This window comes from Paraburkholderia sp. SOS3, assembly GCF_001922345.1.
In the GTDB taxonomy this organism is placed as follows: Bacteria; Pseudomonadota; Gammaproteobacteria; order Burkholderiales; family Burkholderiaceae; genus Paraburkholderia.
The window spans coordinates 290,652-315,082 of sequence record NZ_CP018811.1 but is presented as its reverse complement, the minus strand read 5'-3'; the positions used below and the strand labels follow the sequence as shown (position 1 = coordinate 315,082).

24 protein-coding genes are annotated in these 24,431 nt (G+C 64.0%); 18 read left to right on the top strand and 6 right to left on the bottom strand.

Annotated features, from left to right (window positions below):
- The first annotated feature begins 4 nt into the window (after positions 1 to 4).
- The gene (locus tag BTO02_RS01410) at positions 5 to 1,534 is read left to right on the top strand and encodes an efflux transporter outer membrane subunit (protein ID WP_075158511.1); all 1,530 of its coding nucleotides are present in this window, start codon (positions 5 to 7) and stop codon (positions 1,532 to 1,534) included.
- A gap of 486 nt (positions 1,535 to 2,020) precedes the next feature.
- On the top strand, positions 2,021 to 2,203 hold the full coding sequence (locus BTO02_RS01405) for a hypothetical protein (protein ID WP_075155499.1): 183 nt from the start codon (positions 2,021 to 2,023) through the stop codon (positions 2,201 to 2,203).
- 112 nt (positions 2,204 to 2,315) lie between these two features.
- Here BTO02_RS01405 and mgrA read toward each other — a convergent pair whose 3' ends face one another.
- Positions 2,316 to 3,359 carry an L-glyceraldehyde 3-phosphate reductase gene (mgrA, locus tag BTO02_RS01400; protein WP_075155498.1) on the bottom strand — a complete coding sequence of 348 codons (1,044 nt, stop codon included), beginning with the start codon at positions 3,357 to 3,359 and terminating at the stop codon, positions 2,316 to 2,318.
- Between the two features lie 281 nt (positions 3,360 to 3,640).
- On the opposite strand from mgrA, the gene BTO02_RS01395 reads away from it, so the two are divergent.
- Positions 3,641 to 3,844, top strand: a complete 204-nt coding sequence (locus tag BTO02_RS01395) for a DUF3185 family protein (protein WP_075158510.1) — start codon at positions 3,641 to 3,643, stop codon at positions 3,842 to 3,844.
- 99 nt (positions 3,845 to 3,943) lie between these two features.
- Here BTO02_RS01395 and BTO02_RS01390 read toward each other — a convergent pair whose 3' ends face one another.
- Positions 3,944 to 4,705 carry a phytanoyl-CoA dioxygenase family protein gene (locus BTO02_RS01390; protein ID WP_075155497.1) on the bottom strand — a complete coding sequence of 254 codons (762 nt, stop codon included), beginning with the start codon at positions 4,703 to 4,705 and terminating at the stop codon, positions 3,944 to 3,946.
- Between the two features lie 513 nt (positions 4,706 to 5,218).
- Between BTO02_RS01390 and BTO02_RS01385 the strand changes: the two genes are divergently transcribed.
- A complete protein-coding gene (locus tag BTO02_RS01385) occupies positions 5,219 to 5,605 on the top strand; it encodes a hypothetical protein (protein ID WP_075155496.1) in 387 nt (128 codons plus the stop codon).
- 118 nt (positions 5,606 to 5,723) lie between these two features.
- Here BTO02_RS01385 and metK read toward each other — a convergent pair whose 3' ends face one another.
- Positions 5,724 to 6,911, bottom strand: a complete 1,188-nt coding sequence (gene metK / locus BTO02_RS01380) for a methionine adenosyltransferase (protein ID WP_075155495.1) — start codon at positions 6,909 to 6,911, stop codon at positions 5,724 to 5,726.
- Between the two features lie 297 nt (positions 6,912 to 7,208).
- Here metK and BTO02_RS01375 point away from each other — a divergent pair, with 297 nt between their 5' ends.
- The 9 genes from BTO02_RS01375 to hslU all read left to right on the top strand — a co-directional run bounded on the left by BTO02_RS01375 (position 7,209) and on the right by hslU (position 17,029).
- The gene (locus tag BTO02_RS01375) at positions 7,209 to 8,147 is read left to right on the top strand and encodes a lipid A biosynthesis lauroyl acyltransferase (RefSeq protein WP_269667981.1); all 939 of its coding nucleotides are present in this window, start codon (positions 7,209 to 7,211) and stop codon (positions 8,145 to 8,147) included.
- A 68-nt stretch (positions 8,148 to 8,215) separates the two neighbouring features.
- The gene (gene dapF, locus BTO02_RS01370; protein WP_075155493.1) at positions 8,216 to 9,073 is read left to right on the top strand and encodes a diaminopimelate epimerase; all 858 of its coding nucleotides are present in this window, start codon (positions 8,216 to 8,218) and stop codon (positions 9,071 to 9,073) included.
- Between the two features lie 51 nt (positions 9,074 to 9,124).
- A complete protein-coding gene (locus BTO02_RS01365) occupies positions 9,125 to 9,913 on the top strand; it encodes a DUF484 family protein (RefSeq protein ID WP_075158509.1) in 789 nt (262 codons plus the stop codon).
- A gap of 70 nt (positions 9,914 to 9,983) precedes the next feature.
- Positions 9,984 to 10,907, top strand: coding sequence for a tyrosine recombinase XerC (gene xerC / locus BTO02_RS01360; protein ID WP_075155492.1), 924 nt, complete (start codon positions 9,984 to 9,986; stop codon positions 10,905 to 10,907).
- A 178-nt stretch (positions 10,908 to 11,085) separates the two neighbouring features.
- On the top strand, positions 11,086 to 12,288 hold the full coding sequence (locus BTO02_RS01355; RefSeq protein WP_075155491.1) for a class I SAM-dependent rRNA methyltransferase: 1,203 nt from the start codon (positions 11,086 to 11,088) through the stop codon (positions 12,286 to 12,288).
- A 270-nt stretch (positions 12,289 to 12,558) separates the two neighbouring features.
- Entirely contained in the window at positions 12,559 to 13,638 is a 1,080-nt protein-coding gene (locus tag BTO02_RS01350) for a CobW family GTP-binding protein (RefSeq protein WP_198039222.1), read from the top strand.
- Between the two features lie 631 nt (positions 13,639 to 14,269).
- A complete protein-coding gene (gene dksA, locus BTO02_RS01345; protein WP_075155489.1) occupies positions 14,270 to 14,689 on the top strand; it encodes an RNA polymerase-binding protein DksA in 420 nt (139 codons plus the stop codon).
- Positions 14,690 to 15,142: 453 nt separating this feature from the next.
- Positions 15,143 to 15,679: an ATP-dependent protease subunit HslV gene (gene hslV, locus BTO02_RS01340; RefSeq protein WP_075155488.1), complete on the top strand. Its 537-nt coding sequence runs from the start codon at positions 15,143 to 15,145 to the stop codon at positions 15,677 to 15,679.
- 9 nt (positions 15,680 to 15,688) lie between these two features.
- Positions 15,689 to 17,029, top strand: a complete 1,341-nt coding sequence (gene hslU, locus BTO02_RS01335) for an ATP-dependent protease ATPase subunit HslU (protein WP_075155487.1) — start codon at positions 15,689 to 15,691, stop codon at positions 17,027 to 17,029.
- 150 nt (positions 17,030 to 17,179) lie between these two features.
- Here the strand turns inward: hslU and BTO02_RS01330 are convergent, their stop codons facing one another.
- The 3 genes from BTO02_RS01330 to BTO02_RS01320 all read right to left on the bottom strand — a co-directional run bounded on the left by BTO02_RS01330 (position 17,180) and on the right by BTO02_RS01320 (position 19,424).
- Entirely contained in the window at positions 17,180 to 17,722 is a 543-nt protein-coding gene (locus tag BTO02_RS01330) for a response regulator transcription factor (RefSeq protein WP_075155486.1), read from the bottom strand.
- Positions 17,719 to 19,044 (bottom strand): ATP-binding protein, encoded by a 1,326-nt coding sequence (locus BTO02_RS01325; protein WP_075155485.1) that lies wholly within the window; start codon positions 19,042 to 19,044, stop codon positions 17,719 to 17,721. The genes BTO02_RS01330 and BTO02_RS01325 overlap by 4 nt, the downstream gene beginning before the upstream one ends.
- Positions 19,045 to 19,160: 116 nt before the next feature.
- Positions 19,161 to 19,424 (bottom strand): cysteine-rich CWC family protein, encoded by a 264-nt coding sequence (locus tag BTO02_RS01320; protein WP_075155484.1) that lies wholly within the window; start codon positions 19,422 to 19,424, stop codon positions 19,161 to 19,163.
- 324 nt (positions 19,425 to 19,748) lie between these two features.
- Between BTO02_RS01320 and argB the strand changes: the two genes are divergently transcribed.
- The 5 genes from argB to metW all read left to right on the top strand — a co-directional run bounded on the left by argB (position 19,749) and on the right by metW (position 24,428).
- On the top strand, positions 19,749 to 20,648 hold the full coding sequence (gene argB / locus BTO02_RS01310; protein ID WP_075155482.1) for an acetylglutamate kinase: 900 nt from the start codon (positions 19,749 to 19,751) through the stop codon (positions 20,646 to 20,648).
- A gap of 61 nt (positions 20,649 to 20,709) precedes the next feature.
- Positions 20,710 to 21,501 (top strand): pyrimidine 5'-nucleotidase, encoded by a 792-nt coding sequence (locus BTO02_RS01305; RefSeq protein WP_075155481.1) that lies wholly within the window; start codon positions 20,710 to 20,712, stop codon positions 21,499 to 21,501.
- Complete coding sequence (gene slmA / locus BTO02_RS33765) at positions 21,468 to 22,361, top strand: nucleoid occlusion factor SlmA (RefSeq protein WP_156883728.1); 894 nt, start codon at positions 21,468 to 21,470, stop codon at positions 22,359 to 22,361. The genes BTO02_RS01305 and slmA overlap by 34 nt, the downstream gene beginning before the upstream one ends.
- Positions 22,362 to 22,677: 316 nt before the next feature.
- Positions 22,678 to 23,823, top strand: coding sequence for a homoserine O-succinyltransferase MetX (gene metX / locus BTO02_RS01290; protein WP_075155480.1), 1,146 nt, complete (start codon positions 22,678 to 22,680; stop codon positions 23,821 to 23,823).
- Positions 23,820 to 24,428: a methionine biosynthesis protein MetW gene (metW, locus tag BTO02_RS01285; RefSeq protein WP_075155479.1), complete on the top strand. Its 609-nt coding sequence runs from the start codon at positions 23,820 to 23,822 to the stop codon at positions 24,426 to 24,428. The genes metX and metW overlap by 4 nt, the downstream gene beginning before the upstream one ends.
- The last annotated feature ends 3 nt before the right edge of the window (positions 24,429 to 24,431 follow it).

Below are 24,431 nucleotides of genomic sequence, written 5' to 3'. Positions count from 1 at the left end.
GCCGATGCGTCATTACGCTCGTACGCGCCGGCGCACGCTTGCCACAGCGCTTTCCACGCTTGCGGCAGCGACCGCGACGGCGCTCCTCGCCGCGTGCACGGTCGGGCCCGACTACGTGCGCCCTGCCGCGCCGACGCCCGCGACCTACAAGGAACTCGAAGGCACGGGCTGGAAGACCGCCCAGCCCGCCGACGCGGCATTGCGCGGTGCGTGGTGGGAGGTTTATCAGGATCCCGCACTGAATGCGCTCGAAGAGCAGGTCGCGACGGCAAACCAGAACGTGAAGGCAGCCGAAGCGCGCTTCCGTTCGGCGCGCGCGGCCGTTGCGCAGTTCCGCTCGCAGTTCTTCCCGCTCATCGCGTACTCGGGCACCTACTCGCGCGCGCGCTCGTCGCGCAACATCGAATTCCGCTCGGCCGCGGGCAGGACGCTGAGCGACTATTCGATCGGTGCGGACGCGTCGTGGGAACCCGACCTGTGGGGCCGCATATCGCGGACCGTCGAGGGCGCGAAGGCCAACGCGCAGGCCAGTGCCGCCGACGAGCAAAGCGTGCTGCTGTCGATGCAGGCCGAACTCGCCACCGATTACTTCGAACTGCGCGGCATCGATCGCGAACAGCAACTGCTCGACGATACGATTCGCGCATACAAGGATGCTGTCGAGCTCACGCAGAACCGGCTCAACGGCGGTATCGCAACCGATGCCGATGTTGCGCAGGCGCAAACGCAGTTGCGCACGACCGAGGCGCAGCAGATCGATCTCGGCGTGCAGCGCGCGCAACTCGAACACGCGATTGCGATCCTCACGGGCCAGCCGCCCGCGGGCTTCTCGCTGCCGGTCATCCCGCTGAACGCGGTGGCGGTCGTCGCGCCGGCCGGCGTGCCGTCGTCGCTGCTCGAGCGACGCCCCGATATCGCGTCGGCCGAGCGGCAAATGGTCAATACGAATGCGCAGATCGGCGTCGCGACAGCGGCGTTTTTCCCGGATCTGATCCTGTCCGTGACGGGCGGCCTCGAAGCGACCAACTATAGCCAGTGGCTGCTCGCGCCGAGCCGTTTCTGGTCGCTCGGACCGTCGCTCGCGGGCACGCTGCTCGACTTCGGCGGACGCTCGGCGCAGAAGGAACAGGCGCAGGCGAACTACGACGAAAGCGTCGCGCAGTATCGTCAAACGGTGCTGGACGCATTCGGCCAGGTCGAAGACAACCTCGCCGCGCTGCGCGTGCTCGAACATGAAGCGAAGGCGCAGGACGAAGCGGTGTCCGCCGCCGAGCGCTCGCTCGCCATCCTGAATGACCGGTACAGGAACGGTGCGATCACGTATCTCGACGTCGTCGTCGCGCAGACCACGGCATTGAACAACGAAGTGCAGGCAGTGTCGATCGCGCGCCGCCGGATGGCCGCGAGCGTCGCGCTGATCAAGGCGCTTGGCGGCGGCTGGGATGTATCGCAACTGCCGACCGGCGACCAGATCGTTCATCCTCCGGAAGGCGACGACAAACCGGCGAGCGCGGTGCAAGCGCCGCGCGGTTAGCCGCGCTCAGTATCGATAGCGGCTGTGGCTCGGCGTATCGTTTTCCTCCAGCCGGAATTCAGGGACATCCTGTTCGTGGCCGTACCGCCGGAATGCAAGCGGGGCGCAGCCTCGGCTGCTCCTTCTTCGTCTGCATCGTCCACCGATCGGCATCGCAGGTGCAACATGGCTGCAACAGCGCGAGCGCGCCGGCGCGCGTAAAGCCAGTTGACCTAAGCGTTGGGCCCGCGGTCTGCGATACGCATATCCGGAAAGGTCTGCGTAAGCAAGCAACACGTTTTTCAAAAGTTGCCTACAACCGCCAGAAATCGCGGAAAGCCCCGTCCCGTGGGGCTCGGACCGTAGCGCCACGGTGCCTTCGGTGCGAAAACGCCAGCTTCGGCATCCGCATCGTCACCTATACTCAAATCGAGCGTCGCAGCCGCATCATAAGAACCAGAACGACCGCGCGGCCGCTCGACACAAGTAATAGAGAAGGAGACGAATATGGGCTACTTCACCATCAGCGACTTCATTCTGGTGATTCCGATGGCGCTGGCCGGCGCGCTTTTTCTTAGCGCCCTGCCGTGCAACAGCGCGCTGAAGCGCAACTCGCTACGCGTGATGGGCGCACTGCTAGGCGTTGTGTTCGCGGTGGCGCTCGTCGAGGGATTGCCGGCGCTCGTGTAGCGCAGCAAACGTTCGCGGTCCACAGCAATCAAAAAAAGCCGCCGTGCATCGCAATGCATGACGGCGGCTTCGATGACCGGACGATCCGACGGGTCTCGCGACAGGATATCGCTCAGACCTGCTGATCCGTCGACGGCTTCTCCCACAGATTAACCCCGCCTTCGGTCGCGTGGCGATCGATCTCCGCCAGTTCATCTTTCGTGAACGACAGATTGCGCAGCGCGCCGACGTTTTCGCGCACCTGCTCGGGCTTGCTCGCCCCGATCAGCACCGATGTCACGCGCGGATCGCGCAGCGCCCATGCAAGCGCCATCTGCGCGAGGCTCTGACCGCGGCGCTGCGCGATGTCGTTGAGCTTGCGTACGTGCTCGATGTTTTGCGCGCTCAGATGCTGCTGCGTGAACGAATCGCCACCGGCCTTGTTCATGCGCGCATCCGCCGGGACGCCATTCAGATACTTGCCGGTTAGCAGTCCTTGCGCGAGCGGCGTGAACGCGATCGTGCCGGCGCCCGCTTCTTCGAGCGCATCGAGCAGTTCATGTTCGATCCAGCGGTTCAGCATGTTGTACGCCGGTTGGTGAATCAGCAGCGGCACCTTGTATTCGCGCAGCAGCGCGACCATCTCGCGCGTCTTCCCCGCCGAATACGACGAGATGCCGATATAAAGCGCCTTGCCCTGTTGCACGGCGGTCGCAAGCGCGCCAGCCGTTTCTTCGAGCGGCGTATCCGGGTCGAAGCGATGCGAGTAGAAGATGTCGACGTAGTCGAGGCCCATGCGCGTGAGGCTCTGATCGAGACTCGCGAGCACGTATTTGCGCGAGCCGCCGCCCTGGCCGTACGGACCCGGCCACATGTCGTAGCCGGCCTTCGACGAGATCAGCAGCTCGTCGCGATACGGCTTGAAGTCTTCCTTGAAGAGGCGGCCGAAGTTGGTTTCGGCGCTACCGTACGGCGGCCCATAGTTGTTCGCGAGGTCGAAGTGCGTGATGCCCAGGTCGAACGCCGTGCGCAGAATTTCACGTTGCGTGGAGAGCGGCGTCGTGTCGCCGAAGTTATGCCATAGACCGAGCGACAGCGCCGGCAGCTTGAGGCCGGTCTTGCCGCAAACGCGGTACTGCATGTCGGAATAACGTGCTGAAGCTGCTTCGTAAGCCATGGCTCGAATCCTTGAATTCTCGATGAAAACCGCGGGGGGACTGCTGGAAAGAGAACGCGGCATCGCATGTGCGACGCGCTACACGCATTCGTACGAAGGTTCGTACGACGAATACGTTATGGTAGCCAATCGGCCAGTATGCTGCACGGGCGTCCTGCGATGGCCCACACTGCGGGATCGGGCAAAATAGCGCGTCCGGTTGGACCATGGGCGCCGATCTGGACGCATTGCTGCGCTTTCACGCAGGCGCCCGTCAGATACACATCAGGGAGGATTGGGAAATGACGAAGGCGGTTTCTATTGCATTGCTCGTCGGCGGCGTCCTGCTGCTGTACTTCGGCGGACAGTCGTTTCACTCGTTCAGCAACGACGTATCGCGCGTGTTCACTGGCGCGCCGACGAACAAGACCATCTATCTGCTCGCCGGCGGCGCGATTGCGACGATTGCCGGATTGATCGGATTGACGCTCGGCGGCAGACGCTAGGTCATGTGAACCGCGTGCTCGCCGTCGAGTCCGAATGCCGCTTTGAAACGTCACGTCAAACCGCAAGGTCAAAAGAACGCAACGTCTCAAAACGCAAGTTCAAAACGCAACTTCGGGCTTCGACGCAGAACGCGAACCCGGCAGCGGCACATTGCTCGCGCCGTGATACGTGAACACGAGCGAAAATTTCACGTCGTTCGTCAGATTCTTGCCGGCCGAATGCAGCGTGTTGCAGTGAAAAAAGACCACGTCGCCGACATTCAACTCCGGCGACACCGCGGTTTGAATCAACGCCTGGTTTTCCGGCAAGTCCGAGCGGAAGAATTTCGCGTCGTCGAAACGCCCGGACGTGAGCGCCGCGGTATGCGAGCCCGGCACTAACCACAGCGCGCCGTTATCGACGGTCTCGCGTCCGAGCGCAAACCATACGGAAACGAGATCGTCGCGCTCGAAGGACCAGTAGCGCACGTCGCGATGCCAGCCTGTCAGGCTGCCGTATGCGGGGTGCTTGGTCATCATGCAATTGTGGTGTGCACGCGAAAGACGCGGCTCCTCGCCGAAGTACAGCTCCATCCAGCTGCGAATATCGGACGATGTGGCCGCTTCGCGAAACAGCGCATGACGCGCGTAGGCGTCGAGCAGGCGCCGCACCGTATGCCCGCCGGGCGCATGCTTCGAATCGGGCGCGCCCGGATAGCGCAAGTCTGCTTCGAATTCGAGCGGCGCGGCCGCTTCGTTCAGTTGCTGTTGCGCGACCTGCTTCAGTTCGCCGCAGCGCGCGGGCGACATCAAACCCGGAACGATGACGAAACCCTGCTCGCGCAGCAGTTCTACCTGTTCCTTTTTCGAATGGACGGACATGGACATTTCCGATGGCGTTCGACTGCTAAATCACGATTGTAAAACGCGGCCGATCACATGGGGCAGTATCGGATGAGGGCACGCCGCACGCTGCGGATGCAACAATGCACATCGTTCGAACCCGACGCGGAACCTGACAGACGTAAGGGACGCCCGCGATATGCAGCATGCCGTACCAACCGCCGGTTTCGCATCGTACAAGCGATGACCGCAAGGGTAAAAACCCGACTTCCTCGCGTCATCGATCGCGTGTAGCCTGCGTCCATGTCGATTGCGACCATCCGCTCTTTCTTGCGCGCGCGGCCTTTCGCGGCCCTCTGCGCGGTCTTTCATCATTCATCAGGCTTTTGCGAGCAGCGCGCCGGTGCCGTTTTCACGCGCCATGCCCCGCGTTTTTACGCGCACGCTTACACGCCTATTCGTAAGCGCACCGGCCAGTCCAATTTCGGATGGAAGCTGGCACGGTTACTGCACTTCCCCTGCGCGCATCATATCGCCTGAAAAACACACGCCATGCACACCTTGCTTAACTCTGGACTCACACGCGCCGCATTCAACGCAGCGCGCCCCGCGCGCCGCCGCGTCGTGCGCGCACTGCGTCATCATTCGGCGCGCACGCGCGCGCTCGCCGAACAGTGGCGCGACGCCCGCCCTGTCGACGGCGTGCGCATGTGGTTTCGCACGTTCTTCTCGACGCTGAAAATGCAGCGCACATCGCGTCGTTTTTCGCTGCGCTCGCTGCTCTCGCGCCGCCCGACGCCGTTGCGCGTCGCGGGCATCGCCGGCGGACTCAACGTCGTGCGCGGATTCGATGCAGCAGCACGCGCAACGAGCAGCCCAAGCCGCCGTCCGCGCCGTATGTCGACGACGAGCACGGGCTGGTTCGTGTTCGCCCACTAGTTTGTTCGCCGCTAGTTCGCACGCCGCGGATTCCCGCCCGTAAACGAAAGCACCCTGCCAGCGCGTTGCGCTGGCAGGGTGCGTGAAACTCGCTCTTTACCGAACGGTTTGGTTTGCGTCAGGCGATGGCGACCACCGGCTCCGTGCCGGCCGCTTCGGCGAGTGCGAGCGCCTTGTCCGTTGCTTCCCACGTAAATTCCGGCTCTTCGCGGCCGAAGTGGCCATACGCAGCCGTCTTCTCGTAGATCGGACGCAGCAGATCGAGCATCTGCACGATGCCTTTCGGACGCAGGTCGAAGTGCTCGAGCACGAGACGCTGGATCGTCGCATCGGACACGCGGCCCGTGCCGTAGGTGTTGACCATCACGGACGTGGGTTGCGCCACGCCGATCGCGTAGGAAACCTGAATCAGCGCACGCGAGGCGAGACCGGCCGCGACGATATTCTTCGCCACATAACGGCCCGCATAAGCCGCGGAACGGTCGACCTTCGACGGATCCTTGCCCGAGAACGCGCCGCCACCGTGCGGAGCCGCGCCGCCGTAGGTGTCGACGATGATCTTGCGACCCGTCAGACCGCAATCGCCCTGCGGACCGCCAATCACGAAACGGCCGGTCGGGTTCACGAGGAACTTGATGTCGCCTTTGATCAGATCGGCCGGCAGCGTCGGCTTGATGATTTCTTCGATCACGGCTTCGCGCAGCGTCGACAGTTCGATTTCCGGCGCATGCTGCGTGGACAGCACGACGGTGTCGATCGAATGCGGCTTGCCGTCGACGTAACGGATCGTGACCTGCGACTTCGCGTCGGGACGCAGCCACGGCAGGCGGCCGTCGCGACGCAGATTCGCCTGGCGCTCGACGAGACGGTGCGACAGGTGGATCGGCAGCGGCATCAGTTCCGGCGTTTCGTCGCACGCATAGCCGAACATCAGACCCTGGTCGCCCGCGCCCTGATCGAGGTTGTTGTCGTGTGCGCGATCGACGCCTTGCGCGATGTCGGGCGACTGCTTGTCGTACGCGACGAGCACGGCGCAGCCGCGATAGTCGATACCGTAATCGGTGTTGTCGTAGCCGATGCGCTTGATAGTTTCGCGCGCGACCTGGATGTAGTCGACGTTGGCCGTGGTTGTAATTTCACCCGCCAGCACGACGAGACCCGTATTGCACAGCGTTTCAGCCGCTACGCGCGAGTATTTGTCCTGCGTGAAGATCGCATCGAGAATCGCGTCGGAAATCTGATCCGCGACTTTGTCCGGATGACCTTCGGAAACGGATTCGGAGGTGAAAAGAAAATCGTTTGCCACGTTGCAGACTCCTTGTTATGTGGTTACGGGTTTGAGTTTCACGTAGCCAACTTCTAGAGCCTGAAGCGGCGACGCTTTAGCGGATTTCCTTACCGGCCGCGCTCTTCGAAAACCATGCATGGCCTTTTTGAGCCACATGGTTGACGAAAACAGAACGCTTTCGGCTTCGCCCCGCAAGTTGTCTATTAACTCGGCGAAGCCCTTATTATAGCGACTTCTTCTAATCGTCACAGAGTAACCACGCGTGCCGCATTCCTATCCGCCCCTCGTCCCCCCGGTCGATCCGCGCATCCTGTTTTGCGCAGCGCAGCGCCACGCGCGTTTTTCCGCGAATCTGCCCCGAGTGTCTGCATGCTGAGCCGCTTCGGGCCGAAGCTGGCCATCGGGCTCCTCAAGTTCTTTGCGATCTTGCCTTACGGCTTCGTGGCACGGCTCGGCGACGGCCTCGGCTGGCTGCTCTACCAGATTCCGAGCCGGCGCCGCCGCATCGTCCATATCAACCTGAAGCTGTGCTTTCCCGAGTGGAGCGACGAGGTTCGCGAAGACGTCGCGCAAAAGCACTTCCGGCATGCGATCCGCAGCTATCTGGAGCGCAGCGTCCAGTGGTTCGGCTCGGCGAAAAAGCTCGAAAAGCTCGTGCAGCTCGAGAGCGACATCGATCTGACGGACCCGAACCTGCCGCCCACGCTGTTTCTCGGCTTTCATTTCGTCGGCATCGAGGCGGGTTCGATCTTCCTCAATTACTCGCTGCGGCGGCCGTGCGGGTCGCTGTATCAGCCGATGTCGAATCCGGAGCTCGAAGCCGTCGCGAAACAGGCGCGCGGCCGCTTCGACGCCGAAATGGCGAGCCGTGCGGACAGCGCGCGCATCGTGCTGCGCTGGCTGCGCGATCGCAAGCCCGTCATGCTCGGCGCCGATATGGACTACGGCATGCGCAATTCGACCTTCGTGCCGTTTTTCGGCGTGCCGACGTGCACGCTGACGGCCGTCGGGCGTCTCGCGAAGGTCGGGCATGCGCAGGTCGTGCCGTTTATCGGCGAAGTGCTGCCGAACTACAAAGGTTATAAGCTGCGGGTCTTCAAGCCGTGGGACAACTACCCGACCGGCGACGACGAAGCCGACGCGCGCCGCATGAACGCGTTTCTCGAAGAGCAGATTCCGCGCATTCCCGAGCAGTATTACTGGGTGCACAAACGGTTCAAGACGCGCCCGCCGGGGCAACCGGGATTCTATTGACGCGAATTGACGCGAGGCCGCGCGCGCACGCCGCACGGCAGCGGTTCCGGGTCACTTACAATAGCGCCATGAAACTCAAATTCACCAAGATGCACGGCGCAGGCAACGACTTCGTCGTGCTCGATGGCTTTACGCGGCCCGTCGAGCTGACGGCCGCGCACGTGCGCGCGCTCGCGAACCGGCATTTCGGCATTGGCGCGGACCAGTTGCTGCTCGTCGAAAAGCCGACCATCGACGGCGTGGACTTCCGCTATCGCATCTTCAACTGCGACGGCGGCGAGGTTGAGCATTGCGGCAACGGCGCACGCTGTTTCGTCAAGTTCGTGCGCGACACGGGCCTGACCGACGCGCGCAGCGTGCGCGTGCAGGTGCCGAACGGCGTCATCACGCTGACGATGCAGGAAAACGGCGAAGTGACCGTCGATATGGGTACGCCCGTATTCGAGCCGGCCCGCGTGCCGTTCGATGCGCGCGGCCTCGATGGACACGCTGAGGGCGCCGACACGCTCTGGCCGCTCGATGTATGCGGCACGACACGCTGGATCTCGGCGGTCACGATGGGCAATCCGCATGCGGTCCAGGTGGTCGACGATGTCGAAGCTTTCCCGGTGGCCACCGACGGTCCGGTCATCGAATCGCATCCGCGCTTTCCGCAGCGCGTGAACGCGGGTTTCATGCAGATCGTCTCGCGCCACGAGATCCGGCTGCGCGTCTACGAGCGCGGCGCCGGCGAGACGCTTGCGTGCGGCACAGGCGCCTGCGCGGCGGTCGCGGCGGGCGTGCGGCGCGGCTTGCTCGACTCGCCCGTCACCGTGCACACTCACGGCGGCGTGCTGACCATCTCGTGGGCGGGCGGCGCAGCGCCGCTGCTGATGGCGGGCCCGGCTGCCACGGTGTTCGAGGGCGAGATCGAACTCGCCGACTGACTCTTGACCGCCGCGCGGCGCGACTGCCTGCGCGGCTTTATGGCTGAAAACATGAACGATCGCGAAGTCGCCGACTACCTGCTCGCCAACCCCGAATTCTTCGCGGATCACGCGGAACTGCTCGCGACCATCCGGCTTGCGAACCCGCACGGCAAGGCTGCGGTGTCGCTGCAGGAACGGCAGATGGAAATGCTGCGCGACAAGAACAAGCTGCTCGAGCGGCGCCTCGCCGAACTGCTGCGCTATGGCCACGAGAACGACAGCATCTCGGCGAAATTCAATCGCTGGACCGCCCGTGTGATGGCCGAACGCGATCCGTATGCACTGCCGCGCACGATCTCGCACGGCTTGCGCGAGGTGTTCGACGTGCCGCAGGCGGCGCTGCGCGTGTGGGATGTCGCCGAGCCGTATCTGCAAGCCGATTTCACGCGCCAGGTCGGCGAGGAAGTGCGCATCTTCGCGGGCAGCCTCGCCACACCGTACTGCGGGGCGAACACCGGGTTCGAGGCCGCGCAATGGCTCGCATCGACGGTGTCGGCCGTATCGGCTGCGCCGCCGGGCGAAGGGTCCGGCGCGTCCGAAGCGGCGAACGCAACGAGCGGAGCAAACGGCGCAAGCGGTGCGAACGCAACGCATGGCGCAAACGGCAGCGAAGCGATCGAATCGATCTCGCTGATCGCGCTGCGCGATCCGGAGCGCGACGAAACCGGCAACGTATTCGGCCTGCTCGTGATGGGCTCGGCCGATCCGCGGCGCTTTCACGACGGCATGGCGACCGACTTTCTCACGCAGATCGGCACGCTCGCCAGCGCCGCATTGAGCCGGCTGCTGCCGCGCTGATCATGCGCCGCCGCTCCGTTCGACGGGCACGGACAGCCCGCGGCTCGCACGCTGACGGAACGTTCCCATCGTGACGCCCGCCGATCCGATCGCCGCCTATCTGGCAAGTCTCGAACACGAGCGGCGCTTGTCCGCGCATACGTTGCGCGGCTACACGCACGAACTCGACGAGCTGAAGAAGCTCGCGAATGGCCGCGCGCTGGAAAGCCTGACGGCCACCGACATTCGCGGCGCCGTCGCGCGCGCGCATGCGGGCGGCCTCACGGCGCGCTCGATCGCGCACCGGCTATCGGCATGGCGCGCGTTCTATCGCTGGCTCGCAGGGCGTGTCGAACTGCCGGCCAACCCGGTCGCAACGGTGCGCGCGCCGAAGCAGGCGAAGACGCTGCCGAAAGCGCTCTCGGTCGACGACACCCACAGGCTCATGGAAGCGCCGGTCGCCGACAACGCCGAAAGCCTGCGCGATCACGCGATGCTCGAACTGTTCTATTCGTCGGGCTTGCGGCTCGCGGAACTGGTCGGCCTCGACGTCCATTTCGCCGATGCCGACGGCTACCGCTCGGCGGGCTGGCTCAAGCTCGATGCGGCGGAAGTCGAAGTGCTCGGCAAGGGCAACCGCCGGCGCGTCGTGCCGGTCGGCAGCAAGGCGCTCGTTGCGTTGCGCGCCTGGCTCGGCGTGCGCGGCGAGTTCGTCAAGCTCGATCCGCATCCGCTTTTTCTGAGCGCGCGCGGCAAACGGATGTCGCCCAATGTCGTGCGCGAGCGCGTCAAGCGCGCGGCGATGCTGGCCGGCATTCCGGCCAACGTGCACCCGCACGTGCTGCGCCATTCGTTCGCGACGCACGTGCTGCAGTCGAGCGGCGACCTGCGCGCGGTGCAGGAACTGCTCGGCCACGCGAGCATCACGGCGACGCAGGTCTATACGGCGCTCGATTTTCAACACCTCGCACGGGTCTACGATCAGGCGCATCCGCGGGCGAAGAAACGCGGATAGCGCCGGTCACGCGAATCGCGCAAGGAAGCGCTATGAGGCGCTATGAGGCGGGATCGGCGGCCAACGGCCGTGGACTGGCTTCGATCAGGCGAGGCAGGCAGCAGGCGCAGCGCTTCCCGTCATCCGCCCCGAACCCACCCCGAAACGCACATTATTCTGCTGAAAACACACGACATTCATGAATACCGTCACGCTGAAACCGTCGAAGGAAAAATCGCTGCTGCGCCGCCACCCGTGGGTCTACGCGAACGCGATCGACCGGGTCGACGGCAAACCCGGCGCCGGCGCCACCGTGCTCGTGCGCGCGCACGACGGCCGCTTTCTCGCACGCGCCGCGTGGAGCCCGCATTCGCAGATTCGCGCACGCGTCTGGAGCTTCGACGAAGCCGAACCGATCGACCACGCGTTCTTCAAGCGCCGCGTGCAGCGCGCGCTCGCGCACCGGCAGGCCATGGTGCGCGACACGGGCGCCGTACGGCTGATCTTCGGCGAAGCGGACGGCCTGCCGGGTCTGATCGTCGACTACTACGTCGCCGACGACGAAGCCGCGCGCGGCCAGCTCGTCTGCCAGTTCATGGCGGCGGGCGTCGAGGCGTGGAAAGACGCGATCGTCGCCGCGCTGACGGGCGCGACCGGCTGCCCGAACGTGTATGAGCGCTCGGACGTATCGATTCGCGACAAGGAAGGGCTCGAGCCGATCACCGGCGTGATGGCCGGCGACGCGCCGCCCGCGACGCTGATCGCGAGCGAAAACGGCGTGCGCTATCACGTCGATGTGCGTAACGGCCACAAGACAGGCTTCTACATCGATCAACGCGACAACCGCGCGCTCGTCCAGCAGTATGCGCACGATCGCGACGTGCTGAACTGCTTCTGCTATACGGGCGGATTTTCGCTGGCGGCGCTCAAAGGCGGCGCGAAGCGCGTCGTCTCGATCGATTCGTCGGGCGACGCCCTCGCGCTCGCGCAGCAGAACGTCACGGCAAACGGTTTCGACGCCGCGCGTGCGACGTGGCTCGACGCCGATGCGTTCAGGACGCTGCGGCGCCTCGCCGACGACGGCGAGCGCTTCGACCTCATCGTGCTGGACCCGCCGAAGTTCGCGCCGTCGCGCGAGCACGTCGACCGGGCGGCGCGCGCGTACAAGGACATCAACCTGAGCGGCTTCAGGCTGCTGCGCCCGGGCGGCCTGCTGTTCACGTATTCGTGCTCGGGCGCGATCGATGCTGAGCTGTTTCAGAAGATCGTCGCCGGCGCGGCCGCCGATGCGCGTGTCGATGCGCGTATCCTCAAGCGCCTCGGGGCCGGCGTCGACCATCCGCTGCTCACGGCCTTTCCAGAAGGGGAATATCTGAAAGGCCTATTGTTGCAAATCGCGTGATCGCCCATAGTTCTGGCTGTTTCCCGTGGGCGAACGGCGCCGGTGTAAGCGTCCGGGACCGGCGTCCGGCAGCGGCCCAGCAGATATGTTTCAATAACCGGCTTGATCCGTCCGGCTCGAGGCTTACAAGGCTCAAAAACCGGCGGTTCCCGCCCCCGATTCACGCGTGGGTCTTATTAGTCCGCTCATTGAGTCTCTTCATTGAGTCTGCTCATTGAGTCCGACCGAATTCACCACACACAGGACAGGCGACACGATATGGCGACCAACATGATTCCCGTGACCATTCTCACCGGCTTTCTGGGCAGCGGCAAAACCACGCTGCTCAAGCGCATCCTGAACGAGCAGCACGGCATGAAGATCGCCGTGATCGAAAACGAGTTCGGCGAAGAGAACATCGACAACGAGATCCTCGTGCAGGAGTCCGACGAGCAGATCATCCAGATGAGCAACGGCTGCATCTGCTGCACGATCCGCGGCGACCTCGCGCGCGTGCTGGCCGATCTCGCCGCGCAGAGGCAGGCGGGCAAGCTCGATTTCGACCGCGTCGTGATCGAGACCACCGGCCTCGCGAATCCGGGCCCGGTCGCGCAGACGTTCTTCATGGACGACAGCATCGCCGACGAATTCCTGCTCGACGCGATCATCACGCTCGTCGATGCGAAGCACGCGAACCATCAGCTCGACGAACACGAGGTCGTGCAGCGCCAGGTCGGCTTCGCGGACCGTCTGTTCGTCACGAAATCGGATCTCGTCGACGAAGCGGCGCTCGGCGACCTGCGGCACCGTCTGCTGCACATGAATCCGAAGGCGGCGATCAGGGTCGTGAACTTCGGCGATGCCGACATCAAGGAAATTTTCGACCTGCGCGGCTTCAACCTCAACGCGAAGCTCGAGATCGACCCCGACTTCCTCGCCGAAGACGAGCACGACCACGCGCATCACGACCATGACCACGATCATGATCACGCGAGCTGCGATCACGAGCACGGCCATTGCGATCACGAAGGCCACGACCACGCGCATCACAACCACCATCACGCGCATCACGACGACAAGATCAAATCGTTCGTGTATCGCAGCGATAGACCGTTCGATCCGAACAGGCTCGAAGACTTCCTCGGCGGTATTCTGCAGATCTACGGCGAGCGGCTGTTGCGCTATAAGGGCGTGCTGTATATGAAGGGTGTCGATCGCAAGGTGGTGTTCCAGGGCGTTCATCAGATGATGGGCAGCGATCTCGCGGCCAAGTGGCTGCCGGCCGAGAAGAAGACCAGCAAGATGGTCTTTATCGGCATCGAGCTGCCGCAGGATCTGATCACCGACGGCCTCGACGCGTGTCTGGTGTGAACAGGCCGCCCGGATTCGCGGACTGAATTCGGCGGCCCGGGTCTGCAGCCTCGCGTCTGCATCGTATTTTGATCGGGCTATATGAGCCCGCTTGCCCGTCTCGCGCCGCGGCCGCGAGCAACGGGCCGTTGCGACCGCGCGAAACACAGGCAATTCCTGCGGTCTAACGCACGTAGAACCATCGCTTTTTGACAGTTGCCGCGTTATATTTTGTCGATATCCGGGGGTCGTGACAGGGATTGCCCCCGATTGCGGGGCTGCAGTGCGATTCAGTTACAATACGACCCCGCTGGAGAATGAGAACGAATCGCCCGGTCAGCGCGCAATCGTGCCGGGCAAGCAACGGCGCCGGAAGACCTTATCCGGGCAATACGCCGATATGCCGGCAGGCACGCCGGCTCATAACGCGCGCTGCCAGGGAAGCATTGCCTCGGGAGTAGCTGTATCTGTAGATCGGTTTCCAGAGGAGTTCGGCCCCGCACCGGCGCTTCGGCGTCACGACAGCCCACCGTCCGTGTTCGCCGGCGCGAGAATTGAGCGTCTTCAAGCGCCTTGAAGCGAGCGCCTTTGCGGGCAACACGAAAGTGCGGGCAAATCTCACCGTTTGCCTCACATTGAAGAAGCAAGCCAGATGACGACGAAACGACTCTTGACTGAAGCCGAAATCCTGAAGATGAGCGACAAGGATTACATGAACGAGGATCAGCTCGCTTTCTTCAAGAACCGGCTCGAGCAGTTGCAGGCGGAGATTCTCCGCAATGCCGGCCAGACCACTGAGAATCTGCGCGAAACCGTGATCGTGCCGGACCCGGCCGATCGCGCCACGATCGAGGAAGAGCATGCGCTCGAATTGCGCACGCGCGATCGCGAGCGCAAGCTGCTGAAGAAAGTGCAGCAGTCGCTCGCGCGGATCGAATCGGGCGACTACGGCTGGTGCGAAGAAACGGGCGAACCGATCGGTATTCCGCGCCTCATCGCGCGACCGACCGCTACGCTGTCGCTCGAAGCGCAGGAGCGCCGCGAGCTGCGCCAGAAGCTGTTCGGCGACTGAACGTCTGTCACAGGCGCGGCGCGGGGTCCGCGTCTTTATCGCTGCTTCCTTGAGAGGCGCACGGGTTCGTGCGCCTCTTTTCTTTTGCGCGTGCATCGCACTTTCGCCGCGTTCTCGCCGGCGTTTCGTCCCAGGTGCGTGTCGGGTCCAGCAATGGCCGTCGCACTGCAGCCCCCACGACAGGTAAGCTTCACCGGCATCGTCTTGCAAAATCGCGCACGATTTACCGGTCAACTCAGATTCTTCTGTCGAAATTCATAGCGATTGCGCACGGCATTTGTGGTGCGTCTCGTCGCCACGGCCCTTGATATGGCCTCGTAAGCCCTAAAATAAACCGAATGCGTAGAACGCGCGCGTCGTCGAGGCATCGCGCGCGGTCCGCTGTCACGGATTTTCGCGGTGACGCAGCGCGAGCACCGCGTACCACCTGTTTTGCACAAGGAAGGAACGCACATGGAGCAATTTCACGGCACGACGATCGTCTCCGTGCGCCGAGGCGATAAGGTCGCGCTCGGCGGAGACGGCCAGGTCACCCTCGGCAACATCGTCATGAAAGGCGGCGCCAAAAAGGTCCGGCGCATCTACAACGGCAAGGTGCTGGTCGGATTCGCCGGCGGCACGGCCGACGCCTTCTCGCTGCTCGATCGCTTCGAAGCGAAACTGGAAAAGCACCAGGGCAATCTCACCCGGGCCGCCGTCGAACTCGCGAAGGACTGGCGCACCGATCGCATGCTGCGCCGTCTCGAAGCGATGCTGATCGCCGCCGACGCACAGGCCACGCTCGTCATCACGGGCAACGGGGACGTGCTCGATCCCGAAGGCGGCATCTGCGCGATCGGCTCCGGCGGCGCGTATGCGCAAGCCGCGGCAAAGGCGCTGGCGGACAACACTGAACTGTCGCCGCGCGAGATCGTCGAAAAGTCGCTCGAGATCGCCGGCGACATGTGCATCTATACGAACCACAATCGCGTCATCGAGACGATCGAGTAAGGACCCACGATGAGCACCATGACTCCCGCCGAGATCGTCTCGGAACTCGACAAACACATCATCGGTCAGGACCGCGCGAAAAAGGCCGTCGCCGTCGCGCTACGCAATCGCTGGCGCCGTCAGCAGGTCGCCGAGCCGCTCAGGCAGGAAATCACGCCGAAGAACATTCTGATGATCGGACCGACCGGCGTCGGCAAAACCGAAATCGCACGACGTCTCGCGAAGCTCGCGGACGCGCCGTTCATCAAGATCGAAGCCACCAAATTCACCGAAGTCGGTTACGTGGGCCGCGACGTCGACAGCATCGTGCGCGACCTGATGGAGATCTCGGTCAAGCAGACGCGCGAGACCGAAATGCGCAAGGTGCGCTCCAAAGCGCAGGACCAGGCCGAAGACCGCATCCTCGATATCCTGTTGCCGGGGGCGCGCCCCGTCGGTTTCGGTTCGGGCGGCTCAGAATCGCACGACGAACCGAGCTCGACGCGTCAGACATTCCGAAAGCGTCTGCGCGAAGGTCAGCTCGACGACAAGGAAATCGAACTCGACATCGAAGCGCCCGCGACCGGCATGGACATCATGGGCCCGCCCGGAATGGAAGACATGACCGAGCAGATCCGGTCGATGTTCGCGAATCTGGGCGGCGGCAAGAAATCGCGCCGCAAGCTCAAGGTCAAGGAAGCGCTGAAGCTGCTGACGGACGAGGAAGCAGCGAAGATGCTCAACGACGAGGAAATCAAGACACGCTCGGTGCAGAACGTCGAGCAGAACGGCATCGTGTTCCTCGACGAAATCGACAAGATCGCATCGCGCAACGAAGCGGGCGGCGGCGAGGTGTCGCGCCAGGGCGTGCAGCGCGATTTGCTGCCGCTCGTCGAAGGCACGACGATCAACACGAAGTACGGGATGGTGAAAACCGATCACATCCTGTTTATCGCGAGCGGCGCGTTCCATCTGGCCAAGCCGAGCGATCTGATTCCCGAACTGCAAGGGCGCTTTCCGATTCGCGTCGAGCTCGATTCGCTGTCGGTGAAGGACTTCGAAGCGATTCTCGTCGCCACCGATGCGAGCCTCGTCAAGCAATACCAGGCATTGCTCGAAACCGAAGACGTGCACCTCGACTTCGCCGACGACGGCATCCGGCGTCTCGCGGAGATCGCATTCTCGGTGAACGAGAAGACCGAGAATATCGGCGCGCGCCGGCTTTATACGGTGATCGAAAAGCTGCTCGAGGAAGTGTCGTTCTCGGCTGGCAACCATGCGGGCACGAACGTCGTGATCGATGGCGCGTATGTCGACCGTGCGCTGAACGAAGTCGCCGACGACGAAGATCTGTCGCGCTACGTGCTGTAATCGCCAGCACGCATCCGCGTCGCGCAGCGAGGCGAAATCGAAACGGGCGGCTTCCCGCGAAGCCGCCCGTTTTCTTTGCCACGCATGCCCGGTAACCGGCCGCGCCACTGCCTCCCGCTACGGTCCCGGTGCTGCCTCGTTACTCCCTGACTACTGCTTGACCGGCCGTTTTGCGAGCTTGCGCTGCAAGGTGCGCCGATGCATGTTCAGCGCGCGTGCGGTCGCCGAGATATTGCCGTTGTTCTCGGCCAGCACGCGCTGGATATGTTCCCACTCGAGACGCGCGACCGAAAGCGGCGTCGGGTGCTCGATCGCTTCTTCGGCCTGCACCGCGCTCGCTTCGCTTTGCAGCGCCGCAAGTATCGTCTCGACATTCGCCGGCTTCGCCAGATAGTTGTCCGCCCCGTCCTTCACCGCCTGCACCGCTGTCGCGATGCTCGCGTAACCGGTCAGCACGAGCATCCGTGCATTCGGCTGCAGTTCGCGCAATGGTGCGACCAGATTGAGCCCCGAGTCCTTGCCCAGATGCAGGTCGACCGTGATCTGGCCGAACTTCTGCTGGTTCGCGAGGCGAATCGCGTCGTCGGCGTTGTGCGCCTCGGCCACCGTGTAGCCGCGCCGCGTCAGGCCGCGCGCGAGAATGCCGGAGAATACCTCGTCGTCGTCGATGACGAGGAAATTCATATCGCTCATGCTTGTTTCTCCTTGTTGGACGACGCGAGGCCTTTATCGGCCGCGCCGGATGAATCGTAAGCGGCGACCGGCAGCCGCAGCACCGCGCGCGTGCCGCGCGGCGCCACTTCGCGCGGCCGCGTGTCGCGCGCGTCGGTCAGCTCGATCGAGCCGCCCAGGCGCGCCGCCGCCGAAAATGCGAGATAGAGGCCGACGCCGTGACCGCCCTGCGTGCTGTCGACGGGCGCCGTACCGAGCGACGCGCGCAGCGACGCGGGAATGCCGGGCCCGGCGTCGCACACCTCGAATTCGATCGCGCCGCCGTGCTCGACGAGCGACGCCTTCAACGTGACGTGATCGCGGCTCGCACGCGCCGCGTTGTCGAGCAGGATGGTGAGAATCTGGCTCACCGCGACCGTATCGTCGACCACCGCGCCTGCCGGCGCCGCGGCGAGCGTATCGAGTTCGACATGCGGATGCCGCAGCCGCCATTGCTGGACGAACGAATCGAGCCACTCGCCGACCGTCTGGCGGCTGCCCGGCGCCGATGCCCGGCTGCGCAGGCGCGCGAGTGCCGAGGTGCACATCGACATCTGCTGCTCGAGCAGATCGAGGTCGGCCGCGTACGGTTTGAGCCCCGTATCGGTGCGCGCCGCATCGCGCAATTCTTCGGTGAGCATGGCAATGGTGGACAGCGGCGTGCCGATTTCGTGCGCGACGGTCGCCGCCTGCACGCCGAGCGCGACCGCGCGCTCGTCGCGCAACAACCGCTGCTGCGCGTCGCCGAGCGCCGCATCGCGCTGGCGCAACGCTTTGGACATGCGCGCGACGAACCACGCGATCAACCCGACGCTGACCGTGAAGTTCACCCACATGCCGGCGCGGTAGTAATCGAAAAGATTCGCGGGATTATCGAGGTTGAGCGGCACCGATTCGAAACCGAGCACTGCGTAGCATGCGACCGCGAACGCGGCGAGCCAGATCATCAGATGCCACGGCAGCACGGCCGCCGCGATTGCAAGCGATGGCAGGTAGAGCGAAACGAATGGGTTGGTCGTGCCGCCCGACAGAAACAGCAGCGCCGACAGCGCACCGAGATCGACCCACAGCTGCCCGAACAGTTCGAGATTCGATTCGGGCCGCTGCAGCGAGACGCGCAGCCATGTAAAGCCGTTGAAAATCACTTCGAGGCCGATCACGAGCAGCATCGCGGGCAGCGGCAGCGTAACGCCGACGAAAGTCTGGACGAACGCGATGGTCAGCAACTGGCCGATGATGGCGAGGCTGCGCAGCCAGAAAAGATGCTCGAGGTTGACCCGGCCGGTGTTCATGATGCGGTGCATCGTGTCAGTTTAACCGCTGAAAGGGCCGGTTCGGGCCACTGACGATGCGCCGCGTCATTGTGTCGCCGGCGCAACACGTATAGCTGGCACGACTCGGGCGGCGGCGTTCGCTTCGCTCAGTCGTCCGCGGCGGCGGCGGCCGCCGGATCGTTCTGCGCGCGGGCGATTTCCTCCGCGAGGCACTCGGGACACAGGCAGCGGCTGCCCGCTTTGAGCTTGTCGGCCGGCAGCGGCGGCATCGCGCGGCACCAGCAGTCGGCGGTGCGCGCCTCCTGCCCGCAATCGAATGCGCGGCCGCAGCGCGGACAGCGCGCGCTTTTCGGGCCACGCGATTCGGCCGCGCGAAGCGAGCCAGGCGATCGGGGAACGGGCGGATTCATAAACGGCGAGATGAAACCGGTCGGGGGACGAGGAAATGATGCCACGTCTGGCCGGTCAGCAGAACCGGCGGCGAACGCATGCCGCCGATTTCGTATTGAGCATGCGACGGTGAAGACGCGCATGTTTTTGCGCCGCAACCGGTGCGCGCGGCGGCATGGCAAAACGAGCGCCGGATTGCCTGTCGCGCGGCACCTCGCGCGCCGCGAAACTTGCGCTGCCGGCATGCTGCGCGCGGCGCGGCAGCCCTGCCAAAAACGCTGTTGCAGCGCGCCACTCCTGTACAATTCGCCCTTGTTTTCACTTGTCCCCGCCGAGCCGCCGCCATGTCCGAGCTTTCCGACCTGTCCCAGATCGCGCCCACGCTGAAGGCCGAGATTCTGGCCGAAGCGTTGCCGTATATCCGCCAGTACCACGGCAAGACCGTGGTCATCAAATACGGCGGCAACGCGATGACCGAGGAACGTCTGAAGCAGGGCTTCGCGCGCGACGTGATTCTGCTGAAGCTGGTCGGCATCAACCCGGTGATCGTGCACGGCGGCGGCCCGCAGATCGACCAGGCGCTGAAGAAGATCGGCAAGCAGGGCACCTTCATCCAGGGCATGCGCGTCACCGACGAAGAAACCATGGAAGTCGTCGAATGGGTGCTCGGCGGCGAAGTGCAGCAGGACATCGTCACGCTGATCAACCACTTCGGCGGCCACGCGGTGGGCCTCACAGGCAAGGACGGCGGCCTCATCCACGCGCGCAAGCTGATGATGCCCGACCGGGACAACCCGGGGCAGTACATCGACATCGGCCAGGTCGGCGAGGTCGAAGCGATCAATCCCGCCGTCGTCAAGGCATTGCAGGACGACGCGTTCATTCCGGTCATCTCGCCGATCGGCTTCGGCGAAGACGGCCTGTCGTACAACATCAACGCGGATCTCGTCGCGGGCAAACTCGCGGTCGTGCTGAACGCCGAGAAGCTCGTCATGATGACGAATATCCCAGGCGTGATGGACAAGGAAGGCACGCTGCTCACCGATCTTTCCGCGCGCGAAATCGACGCACTGTTCGCGGACGGCACGATTTCGGGCGGCATGCTGCCGAAAATCTCGTCGGCGCTCGACGCGGCGAAGAGCGGCGTGCGCTCGGTGCACATCATCGACGGGCGCATCGAGCACTCGGTGCTGCTCGAAATTCTGACCGAGCAGCCGTTCGGCACGATGATCCGCTCGCATTGAGCGAAGGCTGCGCGTGCCAGCGCCCGGCCGGCGCCGACCGCCCGCCCCACCTGTTCCAACAATGCGCCACGCCCAAAAGAGACGCCGCCCAAAGATCGAAGCCGGCAGCCCGGTCTGGCTGTTCGACCTCGACAACACCTTGCATCGCGCGTCGCACGCGATCTTTCCCGCGATCAACACCGCGATGACGCAGTACATCATCGATGCGCTGCAAGTCGAACACGAGGAGGCCGACCGGCTGCGCGTCGGCTACACGCAACGTTACGGCGCGACGCTGCTCGGCCTTGCGCGCCATCACCCGATCGATCCTCACGATTTTCTGAAAGTCGTCCACACGTTCCCCGGTGATCTGCGCTCGATGCTGCGCAGCGAACGCGGCCTCGCGCGCTTGATCGCCGCGCTGCCGGGCCGCAAGATCGTGTTGACGAACGGCCCCCAGGCGTATGCGCGCGCGGTGCTCGCCGAACTGCGCATCGAGCGCCTGTTCGAGCGCGTGATCGCGGTCGAGCATATGCGCGACCGCCGCGGCTGGCGCGCGAAACCCGACCCCGCCATGCTGCGCAAGGCGATGCGCGACGCGCATGTGAGCGCCGCCGATGCGATCCTCGTCGAAGACACGCGCGGCCACCTGAAAAGCTACAAGCGGCTCGGCTTGCGCACCGTATGGATCGTCGGACATCTGCCGCGCCGCACGGGCGCAAACGGTGTTCCGGCGCGGTTGCCGGGTACGGGGCGCCCGCATTATGTCGACCGCCGCATTCGTTCGTTAAAATCGCTACGACTGGGCAACCGCTCGGCGCGACTGAAGGGACGACAGACATGCAGCCGATCCGCAAGCATGACGAGGCCGTAACCGAAGACCAGCCGGACCAACCTGGAAATCACAGCATCGCCGCCGACGCCGCCCATGGCGGCAACGGCGATACCGTCGGCAACGGCGGCCGCGCGACGCGCCTGAAGCCGGGCGAGCGCCGCGTGCACATTCTGCAAACGCTCGCGGCGATGCTCGAAGCGCCGAAAAACGAAAAAATCACCACCGCCGCGCTGGCCGCCCGGCTAGGCGTGTCCGAAGCGGCGCTGTATCGGCACTTCGCGAGCAAGGCGCAGATGTTCGAGGGGCTGATCGAGTTTATCGAGCAGACGCTCTTTGGCCTCATCAACCAGATTGTCGCGAAGGAGCCGAACGGCGTGCTGCAGGCGCGCGCGATCGCGCTCACGCTGCTCAATTTCTCGGCGAAGAATCCCGGCATGACGCGCGTGCTGACCTGCGAAGCGCTCGTCGGCGAGCATGAGCGGCTCACCGAGCGCGTGAACCAGATACTGGAGCGCATCGAAACGTCGCTGAAGCAATGCCTGCGCATCGGCTTGACGGAGGCGCACGCGCAGCGCAACGGCGACAGCGTGCGCGCGGTAGAGGCCGCCGGCGCGTTAGGCGTAATCCAGGCAGACGGCGAGGCAGAAGGCAAAGCAGACGGTCTCGATGGTGCGGACGGCGAGCACCGCGCCGCCCGTCTCGGGACGCAAGCCGTTTCGACCGATGCCGCCGCGGTGCCCGACATCACCGTCCCCCTGCCGGCTGGCTACGATCCTGCCGTGCGCGCCAATCTGTTGCTCAGCTATATCATCGGCCGCTGGCACCGCTATGTGCGAAGCGGCTTCGCGCGCGCACCCGGCGAACACGCAGACGCCCAACTGCTGCTGATCCTGCAATGACCTGCATGCGGCGATGCGGTGCCGCGGCGGCCGACGCTACAGGCTACCGACTCTGCCACCACCCGTTTTCCGCTATACTCGTCGTCTGATTGACGCGGTGGCAGACGGATCGTCGCTGCGACAAAGCCTTCTGCAGTACCCTGAATACATGTTGTAGCGCGCCGATTTGCTGACTCGATTGCGGGCGCGCGAACCTGCCGGACTCACGGTCCCGGTTCACATAAATGCGGCTAAAGAGGTCGTCAGCGCGAAATCGCCTCTCTTGCGCGTCGCCGACACCGTTTAGCCGCCCAGCAATCGTTACAGGCGGACATAAATGGAATCGATCGGGATCGTCGCTCCACAGAAAATGCATTTCTCCGAGCCGCTGCAGCTGCAAAGCGGCAGCTCGCTCGCCGACTACGACCTGATGGTCGAAACCTACGGCACGCTCAATAGCGAACGCAGCAACGCGGTACTCGTCTGCCATGCGCTCAACGCGTCGCATCATGTGGCCGGCGTCTATGCCGACAATCCGAAAGACGTCGGCTGGTGGGACAACATGGTCGGCCCCGGCAAGCCGCTCGATACGAACCGCTTCTTCGTGATCGGCGTGAACAACCTCGGTTCGTGCTTCGGGTCGACGGGGCCGATGAGCATCGATCCGTCGACCGGCCGCCCGTACGGCGCGAGCTTTCCCGTGGTTACCGTCGAAGACTGGGTGAACGCGCAGGCGCGCGTCGCGGACGCGTTCGGCATCGAGCGCTTCGCCGCGGTCATGGGCGGCAGCCTCGGCGGCATGCAGGCGCTCGCGTGGAGCACGATGTATCCCGAGCGCGTCGCGCACTGCATCGTGGTCGCGTCCACCCCGAAACTGTCCGCACAGAACATCGCGTTCAACGAAGTCGCGCGTTCGGCCATCCTGTCGGACCCGGACTTCCACGGCGGCAATTACTATGCGCACGGCGTCAAGCCGAAACGCGGCTTGCGTGTCGCGCGCATGATCGGCCACATCACCTATCTGTCGGACGACGACATGGCCGCGAAATTCGGCCGTGCGCTGCGCCGCGCCGAAGGGGCGCTCGACGTCTACAACTTCAGCTTCGACGTCGAATTCGAAGTGGAGTCCTATCTGCGCTACCAGGGCGACAAGTTCGCAGAGTATTTCGACGCGAATACGTATCTGCTGATCACGCGTGCGCTCGACTACTTCGACCCCGCCAAGGCATTCGACGGCGATCTGACCGCGGCGCTCGCGCACACCACGGCAAAGTATCTGATCGCGAGCTTCACGACCGACTGGCGCTTCGCGCCGGCGCGTTCGCGCGAACTCGTCAAAGCGCTGCTCGATCACAAGCGCCATGTGACATATGGCGAAATCGACGCGCCGCACGGCCACGACGCGTTTCTGCTCGACGACGCGCGTTATCACAACCTGATGCGCGCCTACTACGAACGCATCGCGCTCGAGGTGAACGCATGAACCAGCAAGCCTTCGAACTCCTGTCGACGCGCGCCGACTTCCGCGCGATCGCGCGCTGGGTCGAGCCGCGCGCCACGGTGCTGGACCTCGGCTGCGGCGACGGCTCGCTGCTGTCGCTCCTGACCGAAGAACTCGAGGTGCAGGGCTACGGCATCGAGATCAACGACGCGGGCGTACTGGCCGCGACGAAGAACGGCGTCGACGTGATCCAGCAGAATCTCGAAGACGGTCTGCGTCTTTTCGAAGACGGCAGCTTCGATTTCGCGATCCTCTCGCAGACGCTGCAGACCATTCACCAGACCGCGGCGATCCTGCGCGAGACGGTGCGCGTGGGCAAGCAGTGCATCGTGTCATTCCCGAATTTCGGCTACTGGCCGCATCGGCTGGCCGTGGCACAGGGTCGGATGCCGGTATCCAAATCGCTGCCTTATCAATGGCACAACACGCCGAACGTGCGCGTGCTGACCATCAAGGACTTCGAGGCGCTCGCGCCCGAAGTCGGCATTGAAATTCTCGATCGCGTCGTGCTGCACGGCGGCCAGACCGTGCGTTGGGGCGTGAACTGGCGTGGTAGTCTTGCGGTCTATCGCGTCAAGAAAATCTAACGC